We start from the raw sequence: 13,496 nt of genomic DNA, 5'->3' as shown, positions 1-13,496 counted from the left end.
GTTATTAATTGTTTTGTTAATAAATTGTTTAAATATAAATGCCACTAACAAAAAAAGGGCCTAGCGGCCCTTTGTTTCATTTTTAAGACAGCGACGCTTAGTCTAAAACCTTTGCGATCGCAGTGCAAAGTGGCACCATGTTAGTGTGCGTCATACCCGCAACATTAAGCCGACCGGAACCGACAATGTAGACACCATGATCAGCCTTTAATGCATTCACTTGATCCTTATTCAGCCCTGAGAACGAGAACATACCGTTTTGTTGCTCAATAAAGCTAAAATCACGTGAGACGCCTTGCGCTTTGAGTGTTTTGACAAATTCCGTGCGCATGGCTTTAATGCGGTCTCGCATCGTGGCCAATTCTTGTAACCATTCCGCCTTGAGCGTTGGGTCATTAAGAATCGTCGTCACCACCGCTGCGCCATGGGCAGGTGGGTTAGAGTAAATCACTCGGGCGATACTTTTAACTTGGCTAAAGGCGGTGACCGCTTCTTGCTCTTGACGGCCGACCAGTGTAAAGGCACCAACGCGTTCGTTATATAAGCCAAAGTTTTTCGAGAATGAGCTTGCGATCAGCAGCTCTGGGCAGACGTTAGCGAAAATACGCAGACCGGCTGCGTCTTCTTCTACGCCTTTAGCAAAGCCTTGATATGCAAAGTCAAACATAGGCAGTAAGCCTTTACGTTGGCAGAGATCTGCTAAGGTTTGCCATTCTTGCTCGGTAGGATCGATACCGGTTGGGTTATGACAGCAGCCGTGGAGTAGCACGACATCGCCCGCTGCCGCTTTCTCGAGATCAGCGACCATCGCTGAAAAATCTTTGTCATTTTTGGCCGGATCATAATAGCTGTATTCTGCGAGAGTTAAACCTGCCGCGGTAAACACGCCTTTATGGTTAGCCCAAGTTGGGTTACTGATCCAAATGGTGACATCGCCCAGGTGGCGTTTAATAAATTCACCTGCTAAGCGAAGGGCGCCGGTGCCGCCGGGAGAATGTGCGGTTTGTGCGCGTTTGTCTTTAATGACATCCGCATGCTCACCAAAAAGTAATTGCTGAACGGCAAGGCCATATTCGGCGGTGCCTGGAATGCTCAAATAAGATTTGGTGGTTTCTTTATCGAGTAGTAGTGCCTCGGCTTTTTTTACTGAGGTTAAAACGGGCGTTTCGCCGTGCTCGTTTTTATAGACCCCGACCCCGAGGTTAATCTTATCTTCACGTGGATCCGCTTTAAATTCTTCAGTTAGCCCTAGGATAGGATCAGCAGGTGCCGCAGAGATTTTCTCAAACATTGGTGTCGTCCATGGTTATGATGAATGAAAGCTAAATGCAAATAAAAGGCTGCAACCTGCAGCCTTTGGATAAGTGTATCTATTTAGAAACTGGCATTGCGTGGTGAGCGAGGGAATGGGATCACGTCACGAATGTTGCTCATTCCCGTCACGTATGAAACCAAACGCTCGAAGCCCAGACCGAAACCAGAGTGAGGGACAGTGCCATAACGGCGAAGATCGCGGTACCACCAGAAATCTTCTTTTTCTAGCCCCATTTCTTCAAGGCGTTGGTCGAGCACATCTAGGCGCTCTTCACGCTGAGAGCCGCCGATGATTTCGCCGATACCTGGTGCGAGTACGTCCATCGCAGCAACGGTCTTACCGTCATCGTTCATACGCATATAGAATGCTTTAATGTCTTTCGGGTAGTTTTTTACCACAACCGGTGCATTAAAGTGCTCTTCTGCTAGGTAACGCTCATGCTCAGAGGCTAAATCAATGCCCCACTCAACGGGGAATTCAAAAGTTTGGCCGCTGTTTTGCAAAATAGTGACCGCATCGGTGTAATCCACTTGCGCAAAGTCGGCGTTGACGAATTTCTCCAAACGAGTCAGAACATCTTTATTGATCCGCTGTTCAAAGAATTGCATGTCATCTTTGCGCTCATCCAACACGGCCTTGAAAACATATTTTAACATGGCTTCTGCAAGCTCAGCAGAGTCATCAAGATCGGCAAACGCCACTTCTGGCTCAACCATCCAGAACTCAGCCAAGTGACGGCTAGTATTGGAGTTTTCTGCACGGAAGGTGGGACCAAACGTATACACTTTACTGAGTGCACAGGCGTAAGTTTCGGCATTTAACTGACCCGATACGGTCAAGAACGCTTCTTTGCCAAAAAAGTCTTGATCGTAATCGACTTCGCCTTGTTCGGTTTTTGGCACATTGGCCATGTCTAGCGTAGACACCCGGAACATTTCCCCCGCACCTTCACAATCCGACGCTGTGATCAGCGGTGCAGACATCCAGTAATAGCCTTGCTCATGGAAAAAGCGATGAATGGCTTGTGAGAGCGTATGACGTACACGTGCAACGGCACCAATTACGTTCGAACGTGGGCGGAGATGCGCCACTTCACGCAAGTACTCAATCGAATGGCGCGTTTTCGCCATTGGATACGTGTCTGGATCGTCAACCCAGCCAACGACCTTCACTGCCGTTGCCTGAAGCTCATAGGCTTGACCTTTTCCGGGCGATTCAACAACCTTACCCGTGACCTCAACGGAGCAGCCTGCGGTCAGGCGCAGAACGTCTTGCTGATAATTATCCAGCTCATTAGGGACCACGGCCTGAATAGGGTCAAAACAAGAACCATCATAAATGGCAAGAAAAGAAATACCGGCTTTGGAATCTCGGCGTGACCGGACCCATCCACGCACAGTCACTTCAGTGTCGACTGCCGCCTTGCCGCGCAGGACGTCTACTACAGGCGCGTATGTCATAATTCGCTTCTATCTCCGTTTAGGTAATGCGGCCAACGGGGTGTGACCGCATCAGTGATTTTACAAGTTAGACTAGCAAGTTTACCTGTATCCTGTATAGCTTCAAGGTTTGAGCGTGTCTGAGAGCTGAAATTGGCCAATTAACCCTTCAAGTTGTTCAACCAGCTGCTCGAGATTTGCACTAATCGCTTTCACCTCATTAGCATTGGTTGCGGTATCGTTGGCGTGACTTTGAATACGACCCACTTGAGCGAGCAAGGCATCGGTCATTTGCGCCTGGTGATCACTTTGTTTGCTGATGTCATTGGCGTTGTCGTTGACCGTTCTAACTTGGTCGGCGATATTACCCAAAGCGGTAGAAAGTTCCATCACGGTTTCTGCACGTTGATTAGCACTTTCACTGGTCGCTTCAACCGCCTGCGCAGAGGCTTCACTGCCTGCACACAAGTTTTCAATGATGGTTTGGATTTCACCAGTGGCATCATGGCTACGACTGGCAAGGTTGCGTACTTCGTCGGCAACCACCGCAAACCCCCGGCCTTGTTCTCCGGCGCGAGCGGCTTCAATGGCGGCATTCAACGCCAGCAAGTTCGTTTGCTCGGCAATTTCCCGGATCACGCTGAGAATCGTCGTTACTTGCTGGCTTTGTTGGTTAACATCCAATATTTGTGTGCGTACTTGGCCAATATCAGCCACCAACTTACGAATGTCATTGGCCGCGACATTCGCCAGATCACTGCCCTGATTGGCACTGCCTGCGGCAGATTCACTCAATTGCGCCGCTTCTTGAGTACGATTTTGAATGTCGTGTTGATGCTGCTGCACATCATCGATGGCTGAAGACATGTCATTGGTTTCGTGACGTTGGCTATCAGCTAATTGATCGGTATGGCTTGAGACACGGATCAGATTCATGGCCTCAGCAGACAGGGTTTCTGAGGTGCGCTGAACTTGTTGCAGGCTGGCAGCAAAGTTATCAAGCAACTGGTCGCAACTATTGCACAGTTCACCAATCTCGTCGTCACGGGTATTGTTGAGGCGCTCGGAAAGATTTTTGTCGTGGCTGGTGCGTTTCATAAAGGCAGAGACGCGCTTAAGCGGGGAGACTACCCAGCGGCGAATCACAGTGAGTGAGATTAAAAATCCAATCACAGCGATGCTGCCCATTATCCCAGCGGTAATTAACATTTCTCTATCGATAGTGCTATACAAAGGCTCAAGATCATACTCGAGCCGGATAACACCGAGTACGGTGCCTTCCTCTGCTACGTGGCATTGCAGACAATTGGTGCCGCGATAATCGCTGCTCGCTTTCATCGGCAGGGCGACCACCAATCCTTTTCCCGCATCAGCATCAAAGGTTTCGACAATGGTTTCACCTTTGAGGGCACGTTGGTCAATGGCATCCTGGGCAGATTGCTCAGGGTTTCCTGGGCCAAAAAAGCGGGTAATTGCCTCTCCACGGATCACGCGAGCGTCGTCGATGCCTTTGTGTGACAGCATTTTCTCTCGCAACGTATTACGCTGGCTGATGGTGCCGGTGAGCATCAGCATATTAAGGCTATCAAAGTAGTTGGACGCTTTATCTAAGGTTTGCTCGCTGACAATCGATGTCATCAAGGCTTTTTGTTGATGCGACTGATAGGCCAGCGAGGTGGCGAGCACAAGAGCGAAAACAAGAAAAAGAGCAAGAAGAATTTTGCTCGCAAGGGTCATACGCATGAGTCAACCATTTGTTATTAATTTATAGAGTTATCAGTTCTAGCCTGTAGCGACTATGTTAAACCGAGAGCGCACTTGTGGCGGTATCCTCATATAAAATGTGTGATTTCATCGACGTAAATCGTCCTAATAATGAGACGGAAACCCGTATTGCGAGGCATTCTGGCCGCACAGACTAACCGGTGTGGTCGGATGAATGCGTTTGAGTCGGCCAGCGAATTTAAGTAGCATGCGGCCTCTTGTTGTTGTTGGAATGAAGTAAAATGACCACTGAGTTGTTTAAAGAATTTACCTTTGAGGCGGCACACCATTTACCGAATGTGCCAGAAGGCCATAAATGTGGGCGTTTACATGGGCATTCATTTACGGTGCGTTTGTATGTAGAAGGCGACGTTGATCCGTATACGGGGTGGGTGATCGACTTTGCCGAAATAAAAGCGGCTTTCAAACCGATTTATCAGCGCCTGGATCATTACTATCTCAATGACATTGAAGGGCTAGAAAATCCAACCAGTGAAGTGCTAGCACACTGGATTTGGCAACAGGTAAAACCGAATCTGCCTCTGTTAAGCCAGGTCATGGTGAAAGAAACTTGTACCGCAGGTTGCACTTATCGAGGTGAGTAACGAAACTCGACGTGAGTAACAATACTCGAGGTAAATAAGAAGCAGTCGAGAGAAATAAAAAAACGCCGAGTAGCAGTGTCCAGCTTTATGAGGTCACTTCAGTACTCGGCGTTTTTTGTCGCTTTTCGACGTGTGCTTTGCTCCATGACGGCGCGATTTATCTTGCCACCGTCCTCGTCATCGTCACTTAGGCGATATTCAAATACTTGTGTGTTTGCACGGATAAACGCCAGCCGCGCGCAATGCAGGTGTCGATGCAAAGTTTGGTTGCACGTGGCTTTTGGCTTACCGGCTGCAGCGCAATGGTTGCACCAGGAGAGGCTGGGCAGGTCTCAAGCAGAGTCTCTAATTGTGTAATGTCCTTTTCTGTCCCCACCGGATGTTTTATCTCATTGGCTCGCGCCATCGCACTGGCGAGAACGGGCAATTTACCGCGCATATTGATTTTGGGCGACACCGTTACCCAGGTGGCTTGGCTCGCATAGACCGTATAGGTGCCACTGGTTTCAATTTGGCATTGGCATCCAGCCTCTTCCAAGGCTTCCGTTAAAGGTACCAAATCATAAAGACAGGGTTCGCCCCCGGTAATCACGATATGCTTAGCGTGATAGCGTTGCGTGATTTCAGTGACGATATCTTCGGCTCCTAGCCAGCACCAAGTCGGTGAATCCTCTGACTTATCAATAATAAAGATCTTATCTTGCTGATCCTTATCATCCGTTTCCCAGGTTTGCTTAGTATCGCACCAGGCACATCCTACTGGACATCCTTGCAAGCGGACAAAAACCGACGGAACCCCTGTGAAGGTGCCTTCGCCCTGGATCGTTTCAAATATCTCGTTGACTCGGTACATGGTGATTAATAGCGATAGAATATGAGCTCCGCATTATGCCAACGAATAAGTTTGAGATCTTGTTTTTTAGCCCGCGATTAGAGGATGAACAGCGTTACTGTTTAGACAGGTTTTGTGAGTTTGTACGCGATTTCAAAGATACAAAGTGACAAATGTCACGTGCTAGCGGCCAATTGCTTCACAATTAGTTCGCGAAGTAAAAAAATTCACCTAAATAGGCGGTGTCAGGGTTTATCGCCACAGCCACGTAGTAATAGGAAAGGGCATGATTATTGGGCAGCCGGGACATATCGATCATATTAAGCGCAAAAATGCGGGCACGATTTATAACTTAATCGACCGTTTTGAGCCTATTTCGCGGATCGAACTCTCGAAACGCAGCCAACTGGCGCCTGCCAGTATCACCAAAATTGTGCGCGAACTGATGGACGCTCACCTTGTAAAAGAGGCGCCGATCCAAGAAACGAGCATGCGCGGGCGTCCAGCTGTAGGGCTGATGCTGGATAACGAAGGCTGGCAATTTTTGTCCATGCGTCTAGGAAGAGGTTATCTCACTCTGGCGCTGCATTCGCTAAGCAGTGAAATTTTGATTCAAGAACGGCATGAATTAACGGTGGTGGCGCAAAGTGCATTACTCACCACCGTGGTCGATCATGTCAATGCGTTTTTCTCTCGTCACCAACAAACGGTGGATCGTGTCACCAGTATTGCGATTTCGCTACCGGGCTTGGTAAATAGTGCCCAAGGCACCGTGATTCAAATGCCGCACTTCGAGGTCGACCATATGCCTCTAGGGCCTGTATTACATCGAGAGACCGGTTTGCCGGTATTTGTGGGGAACGACACCCGTTCTTGGGCACTAGCGGAAAAGTTGTTTGGTAACGCGAAAGAAGCAGGCAGCGCCGTTCTGGTCGCAGTTCACAGCGGCGTTGGGGCCGGTATTGTGCTCGAGGGCAAAGTGCTTCAAGGGCGGATCGGTAACGTTGGCGAGTTAGGTCATATTCAAATTAAGCCCTTTGGTAAGCGGTGTTTTTGCGGTAATTATGGCTGTTTGGAAACGGTCGCAAGCCTGTCCGCGATCTATGAGCAGGTGGAGACATTGCTCAATGAAGGGCATCCGAGTTGCTTGCACGACCAACCCCTCACGATAGAGGCTATATGCGATGCAGCGGTGTCAGGCGATGGTTTGGCCCACCAAGTGATCACCGAGCTGGGGCATCACTTGGGAACCGCCATAGCGATTGTGGTGAATTTATTTAACCCAGAAAAAATATTATTTGGTGGCGAATTCAATCGCGCTAAATCGGTGTTGTATCCTGCGATCATGGAATGTTTAAAAACGCAGACGATTCCGCTGTATAGCAAGTACCTAGTCTTGGAAGAAAGCTATTTCTATACCCAAGCGACGATGCCTGGAGCGGCGATGGTAAAGCAGGCGATGTATGATGGCAATTTGCTGATGAAAGTGCTGGAGGGCTAATCGTTACCTTGGCTGACAATTAAAAAGCGGTTAAAGAAAAAGCAGGTGTTGATGCACCTGCTTTTTTTTGATCTTGGCTAAGGGCGTTGGTTAGCTGTTTTTACGCTCTTCACCCAAGCATGCCGCCGCGGTAAATACTACGTCGGTTGAGCTATTCAGGCCCGTTTCGGCAGAGTCTTGTAAAACACCGATAGTAAAGCCAATCCCAACCACTTGCATGGCAATCTCTTGTGGAATACCAAACAAATTACACGCGAGTGGGATCAACAATAGGGAGCCGCCAGCAACCCCCGACGCGCCGCACGCGGATACCGCGGCCACCACACTCAACAGCACAGCCGTGGCGATATCCACTTGGATACCGAGTGTATGAACAGCAGCCAGGGTTAATACGGTAATGGTGATCGCCGCGCCTCCCATATTGATGGTGGCACCGAGTGGGATAGAGACAGAATAAGTATCTTCATCCAAATCAAGGCGGCGGCATAGCTGCATATTCACTGGAATGTTGGCTGCAGAGCTACGGGTGAAGAAAGCGGTGAGACCGCTCTCACGCAGGCAGCGAAAAACAAGGGGATAGGGGTTTTGACGCGTTTTGATATACACAATCAGCGGATTTACCACCAAGGCGATGGTTGCCATACTGCCGAGTAGCACCCCCAAAAGGTGTAAATACCCCATCAAAGCATCAAAGCCACTTTTCGCTAACGTGCTTGCTACTAAGCCAAAAATACCCAAAGGCGCAAACCGGATCACAAAGCGGACGATCATCGATACCCCCTCGGATACATCCGAGAAGACACGTTTGGTTTCGTTCGACGCATGATGAAGAGCAATACCTAAGCCAATCGCCCAAGCCAAAATACCAATATAGTTACCACTCATCAACGCGTTAACAGGGTTGTCAACGATATTGAAAAGTAGCGTACTTAATACCTGGCTAATACCCTCTGGCGGCGTAATGCTAGCATCCGTCGCAGCAAACTCGAGGGTAGTCGGGAACAAAAAACTCATGGTCACCGCGGTCAATGAAGCCGCAAGGGTGCCGATAAGATAAAGCCCAATAATGGGGCGCATGTTGGCCCGTTGGCCTTGTTTCTGGTTAGCAATGGACGCTGCCACTAAAACGAAAACCAAAATGGGTGCGACGGCCTTCAATGCGCTGACAAAAAGTTGTCCGAGCAATCCGGCTGTGCCAGCAAGCTCGGGGGATAGATAGGCTAAAACACCACCGGCAAGAATACCGATGAGTATTTGAAGTACCAGCGAGTTACCTCGACTGACACTGGCGAGTTGTGTTTGACTCATGTGACTCTCACTTCACTGTGTTTATTATCAATGGCTGTTAATGAATCGTTAGAAGTGACGAATTAAACCAGTTAAATTCACCCTATGTAAAGGGAAAATTGTTACTTTGAACTAGTTAGGTAGGACTGAAGTGGCGAGTTATGATTAATGAGAGGTTTATTTAGTGTAATTATTCTGTTATCACTGCAGAATAAATGGTGATAATTCTAGGTCTAGCCGAGCAAATACGTGGATTTAGGCGGCCATCTAGCATAAAAAAAGGCGACCATAGCGGTCGCCGAAGGATAACAACTAGCACAGAAATTTTTAGTAAATCGCATGTCCCACGGTATTGAGCAACTTACTCACGCCTTTTGTGAAGTAGAGAGGGGCATCTGCAATGGTATAGCAAAGGCAACCTTCTTTTGTGTATGGCGTATGATGGTGACGGCTATCGAGTAAAATAAAGTCACCTGGCACATACTGACCACTTTCATCTTCAAAGGTACCGTCCAACAAAAGGGTTAACTCATAGCCCTTGTGAGTGTGCGCAGGCACTGAACCGCCTTCATCGATATGAAGAAAACTGGCTCGCGTTGCCCCTTCGTCGAGATTAAGTCGCGCACGTTGAACTTTACCAAAGGATGCCCAATTTGAATCGCCGAATCGTTGCAGCGCCCGGGGTAAGGCATATGTTTTTTCACCGACAGTAATTTGTGTTGCGCGCGCTTCAGGTTGTTCCGCGCCAGATTGCGTCAGCGCATCGGCATCGTTGGCAGCCGCTTGTTCAAAAATGGCGGATAGCATTTCATCTTCAGCATTGTGATCCCACTCATTTACCATCAACGCTTCGTCGCCGACTGTTTCTTGATCAAACGCCACTGATGCAAGCTTTTCTTCTGCAGTGGCCACGTAAGCTTGGCACTCCTGGCAAAGTTCAACATGAGCAGACAACGCAATCGCCATCGAAGTCGGCAATTTGCCAGCAGCAAAAGCATCCAGTAAATCGGTCGATGGGTGATACTTAATCATTGTTTTACCTCCAGGTGATTGCGAAGCTTTTCTAGACCTAAACGCAATCGGGACTTGACGGTGCCCAATGGCACATTTAATTGTTCTGACAACTCTTGATGAGTCAATTGCTTGAGATAAACCCCTCTAACCACCTGCTGCTGGACCGCGGGTAACTCGTCAATAAAACTGAGAAGCTCTTGGTCCATCATGTACTGAGCACCGGAATCTGTTTCGTTGTCCTGTTGCCCTGACTCGAGAATGGGCCAGATATCATCGCTAAAATTGTCTTCGCGATTCGATTGCACCTTGCGGAGCATATCGAAGCTTAAGTTACGCATGATAGTGAATACCCATGTCGTCGCCGCGCCTTTGTCAGAATTATACAAGTGGGCTTTGCGCCATACCACTAGCATGGTTTCTTGTACTAATTCCATTGCTTGGCCGTCAGCTCTTAAATGTTTTGAACCATAAGCGCGTATCTTAGGGCCAAAAAATCGGAACAAACGTTCGAACGCTATGCGGTCGCGGTCTTCTGCAACTTTTGCTAATAATTCAGACAACTCTTCCTTCGTCACGTCAGTCATGTTGGCACGCGTGTCCCGTCTGGAAATGGTGGTCTCAGTATACATGGTTTGTGGCGCAGTCATAGTTGAGTCCTATCTGTCGTAGCCGTCCATCTCGCTTCCAATACGAGGCTTAAAACAATTGGATCACTCGACTTCTTGCTCGAGCAGCTGACTGATAAATTGCTTCGCCTCTTCTGCCGATTCTTGCGCGATAAACCATTGTTTTTGCGCGTTAGAAAGCGGCAAAATTTCTAACCAGCGTTGGCAACTCCAGGTTAAGTCTTCGAAATACGGCGCCTCATACTGCTCAGCATGATCCGGGTGGGCAGCGAAGACATTTTTAAGTCCTGCGGCAATACGCATTTTTTCTTCATTTTCTTCTTGGTCAATAAACTCGTCATGTGGCCAGTCATTCAGTGCCTGTATCTCGCCTACCCAGAGCTTGTCGGCTTCTTGCTCTGTCGATTGAATTTTTACCCGTTGACGACCTGCAATGGTAATGCCTAATAAACCATCGGGTAGTGTTTCAAAATCGACAATGTCCACCAGTGTGCCATATCGATATAAACGTTTACCTTGCATCATCGCCAGCACGAATCCCTGTTGATTCGCCGAGCATTCACGGACCAAGCGCAAATAGCGAGGTTCAAAAATGCGCAGCTTAGCTCTGCCCCCGGGTAGTAAGAACAAGGGTAGAGGAAACAGCTTCGTCATATCTACGCCTCCTTATTGATTCAACATGCCTGCCACTACGCGACTAGGGTTGGATACGATCAAGACAGAGACTGCATTACCACAATCAGGTTGACATCATTATAAGCTGTGGCATTCTGGACGTCTAAACATCTATTTTTCTAAGGGAATCAGAATGACGTTAAAGCGACCAGGATTTTGGATTGCGTCAGTGTTACTGGCGTTGGTTATCAGCGGCTGTTCAGATCAGCCAGAAACGATAAAGATTGGTGCGACTGTCGGTCCCCATGCGCAAGTCGTAGAAGCGGTTGCGAAACAGGCTAAAACCGAAGGAATTCATGTCGAAGTGGTGGAATTTTCGGATTACATCTCTCCGAATGCCGGTCTGGCAGATGGCAGTCTTGATTTAAATAGTTACCAACATCAGCCGTTTCTCGATAACTTTAATCAAAACCATGATAGTGAATTGGTCTCGATTGGGCGTTCCATCCTTATGCGGATGGGGATTTACTCAGACAAAGTACAGCGCGTGGACGATTTACCCCAAGGCGCACAAATTGCGATCCCTAACGATCCGACCAACGCCGGGCGCGCCTTGCTATTACTGCAAGACGCAGGGCTGATCACCTTGGCCGATAACGTTGGCTTTCAAGCGACGCTACAAGATGTTACCGCTAACCCCAAGCAGCTCGATTTTGTCGAAGTAGAAGCGGCACAATTGCCTCGTAGCCTACAAGATGTCGATGCTGCTGCAATTACCATGAACTATGTGATGTCATCAGGGCTTAATCCAAGTGATCAAGGTATTTTCTTAGAATCGAAAGACGCACCGCTCGCGGTGATGGTCGTGGCAGCGCGGGCAGAGGATAAAGATAATCCGACCTATCAGCGTTTGTTGGCGCTATTTCAATCAGAGGCAACACGTGCGTTTCTACAAAAAACCTTTGATGGCACGATCGAACCGGCTTTCTAGTTTTTAAAACCGGCCAGCGATAGCTGGCCATTGATATACATTCTCAATCATTGTTTACCATTCAGGGAGTTATTGCGTTAACATGCCTCTCAGCTTGTGGTTTTAGCATTCGCTAGAGTCACAGTTTCCTCGCTCGCCTAACACACAGAACGCATAGGAATTGAGATGCAATCGGCTACTCGTCCATTTAATTGGTCGCCCGTATTGCTGGCATGCTTAACGGTCAGTATCGGGCAATTCAGCATGGGATTGGTTTTTCCATCATTACCTTGGATCGCTCGTGACTTCAATCTCAGCATGGACGATGTCCAACTGCTTATTTCCGCTTACCTGCTCGGGTTTGGCCCGTCACAATTTATCTATGGCCCCATTTCGGATGCACTCGGACGCCGTCGCGTGCTATTAGCCGGTGTCTTGCTTTCACTGGTTGGGTTAACCGTGATGGTGAGCTTTAGCGCCAGTTTTACCGGGTTGGTGATTGGCCGTTGTATTCAGGGGATGGGCACGGGGTGTTGTGCCGTCCTCTCGCGAGCCTTTACCCGTGACTCGTATTCGGGGGATCAGCTTCCTCAAGCCATGTCATACCTGATCATGGTCGCCTCATTTACGCCCATTGTGGCTCCTGTGATTGGTGGCTTTGTTAACCATAACTTAGGCTGGTTGGCGATCTTTATTTTATTGATGGTTTATACCAGCTTGGTGTGGTGCGTGCTCTTTTTCTTATTTAAAGAGAGTATGCATACGCGATCGCCATTACCTAAGATAAAAGTGATCCTTGGTCGTTATGGCGCACTGTTAAAAACGCCCTACTTTCTTTATTTCGCCAGTATCAGCTGGTTGAACTTCACCTTGGTGATCACCACGGTGTCACTGATGCCATTTTTGATGCAAGAGCGCATCGGTATGACATCGGATCAATATGCCTTGTGGGCGCTCATTCCTACTTGCGGGTTACTGCTGGGCAGCACGCTGGTGTCGCGCATTCGGCCGCGTTTGGGTACTAAGCGTATGCTGCTAATGGCACCGGTGATGCAGCTCATCTCAGCGATATGGCTATGGTTTACCCCCATGGATCCCTTGCTGCTGATGATAGGGCAGTTTTTTATGGTGTTTGGCAACGGGATTGCGCTGCCGTGCTCCCAGTCGCAGGTGATGCAGCCTTACTCTAACCAAGCCGGCACCGTCGCTGCGCTCTCCGGTGGTGGGCAGATGATCATTTCTGCGTTGATGAGTATGGCGCTATTGAGCTTGGGGGTTAGCGAAGCCTGGCACCTTGGTGTGGTGGTTGGCGTCTTTGCGCTGCTCTCCGTTCATAATATCTTCCGTGGCTTCGCAGCACCGAAAGTCAACGTCGCCAATGGCACCATCTGACGGAATACAGAATACAGAAAGAGCCGATGCAAGCGCGATCTGCTCTCTTCTGTACTCCGCAAGCGAAGCGCTCTGTATTCAAAAATCCTGAATATCGCGTAGGTCGGCATAAGCGCCAGCACGATGCCAATCATTA

12 protein-coding genes are annotated in these 13,496 nt (G+C 48.7%); 4 read left to right on the top strand and 8 right to left on the bottom strand.

The window, feature by feature from the left end:
* Window positions 1-97: 97 nt before the first annotated feature.
* From BZG80_RS12560 to BZG80_RS12550, 3 genes are all read right to left on the bottom strand, one after another.
* A complete protein-coding gene (locus BZG80_RS12560; protein ID WP_077679497.1) occupies window positions 98-1,291 on the bottom strand; it encodes an amino acid aminotransferase in 1,194 nt (397 codons plus the stop codon).
* An 83-nt stretch (window positions 1,292-1,374) separates the two neighbouring features.
* Window positions 1,375-2,775, bottom strand: coding sequence for an asparagine--tRNA ligase (gene asnS, locus BZG80_RS12555; protein ID WP_021022790.1), 1,401 nt, complete (start codon window positions 2,773-2,775; stop codon window positions 1,375-1,377).
* A gap of 102 nt (window positions 2,776-2,877) precedes the next feature.
* On the bottom strand, window positions 2,878-4,497 hold the full coding sequence (locus BZG80_RS12550; RefSeq protein ID WP_077576541.1) for a methyl-accepting chemotaxis protein: 1,620 nt from the start codon (window positions 4,495-4,497) through the stop codon (window positions 2,878-2,880).
* A 263-nt stretch (window positions 4,498-4,760) separates the two neighbouring features.
* Here BZG80_RS12550 and queD point away from each other — a divergent pair, with 263 nt between their 5' ends.
* Entirely contained in the window at window positions 4,761-5,123 is a 363-nt protein-coding gene (gene queD / locus BZG80_RS12545) for a 6-carboxytetrahydropterin synthase QueD (protein WP_021022792.1), read from the top strand.
* A 187-nt stretch (window positions 5,124-5,310) separates the two neighbouring features.
* Here the strand turns inward: queD and queE are convergent, their stop codons facing one another.
* Window positions 5,311-5,976, bottom strand: a complete 666-nt coding sequence (queE, locus tag BZG80_RS12540) for a 7-carboxy-7-deazaguanine synthase QueE (RefSeq protein WP_077646847.1) — start codon at window positions 5,974-5,976, stop codon at window positions 5,311-5,313.
* A 265-nt stretch (window positions 5,977-6,241) separates the two neighbouring features.
* On the opposite strand from queE, the gene mlc reads away from it, so the two are divergent.
* Entirely contained in the window at window positions 6,242-7,456 is a 1,215-nt protein-coding gene (mlc, locus tag BZG80_RS12535) for a sugar metabolism global transcriptional regulator Mlc (RefSeq protein ID WP_077679496.1), read from the top strand.
* Window positions 7,457-7,546: 90 nt separating this feature from the next.
* On the opposite strand, the gene sstT is transcribed toward mlc, so the two are convergent.
* The 4 genes from sstT to BZG80_RS12515 all read right to left on the bottom strand — a co-directional run bounded on the left by sstT (window position 7,547) and on the right by BZG80_RS12515 (window position 11,037).
* On the bottom strand, window positions 7,547-8,764 hold the full coding sequence (gene sstT / locus BZG80_RS12530) for a serine/threonine transporter SstT (RefSeq protein WP_028569616.1): 1,218 nt from the start codon (window positions 8,762-8,764) through the stop codon (window positions 7,547-7,549).
* Window positions 8,765-9,070: 306 nt separating this feature from the next.
* Window positions 9,071-9,775 carry a ChrR family anti-sigma-E factor gene (locus BZG80_RS12525; protein WP_077461302.1) on the bottom strand — a complete coding sequence of 235 codons (705 nt, stop codon included), beginning with the start codon at window positions 9,773-9,775 and terminating at the stop codon, window positions 9,071-9,073.
* Window positions 9,772-10,341 (bottom strand): sigma-70 family RNA polymerase sigma factor, encoded by a 570-nt coding sequence (locus tag BZG80_RS12520; RefSeq protein WP_101494590.1) that lies wholly within the window; start codon window positions 10,339-10,341, stop codon window positions 9,772-9,774. Before BZG80_RS12520 ends, BZG80_RS12525 begins: the two co-directional genes overlap by 4 nt.
* A 126-nt stretch (window positions 10,342-10,467) precedes the next feature.
* On the bottom strand, window positions 10,468-11,037 hold the full coding sequence (locus BZG80_RS12515) for an LON peptidase substrate-binding domain-containing protein (RefSeq protein WP_021022797.1): 570 nt from the start codon (window positions 11,035-11,037) through the stop codon (window positions 10,468-10,470).
* Window positions 11,038-11,191: 154 nt separating this feature from the next.
* Between BZG80_RS12515 and BZG80_RS12510 the strand changes: the two genes are divergently transcribed.
* Window positions 11,192-11,989: a MetQ/NlpA family ABC transporter substrate-binding protein gene (locus BZG80_RS12510; RefSeq protein WP_077646842.1), complete on the top strand. Its 798-nt coding sequence runs from the start codon at window positions 11,192-11,194 to the stop codon at window positions 11,987-11,989.
* 165 nt (window positions 11,990-12,154) lie between these two features.
* Entirely contained in the window at window positions 12,155-13,360 is a 1,206-nt protein-coding gene (locus BZG80_RS12505) for a multidrug effflux MFS transporter (protein WP_077461304.1), read from the top strand.
* Window positions 13,361-13,496: the final 136 nt, after the last annotated feature.

The sequence above is a fragment of the Salinivibrio sp. MA440 genome (assembly GCF_001996265.1).
GTDB classification, from domain to species: domain Bacteria; phylum Pseudomonadota; class Gammaproteobacteria; order Enterobacterales; family Vibrionaceae; genus Salinivibrio; species Salinivibrio costicola.
The sequence above is the reverse complement of the archived record's forward strand: the minus strand, read 5'-3'. Positions and strand labels throughout refer to the sequence as shown.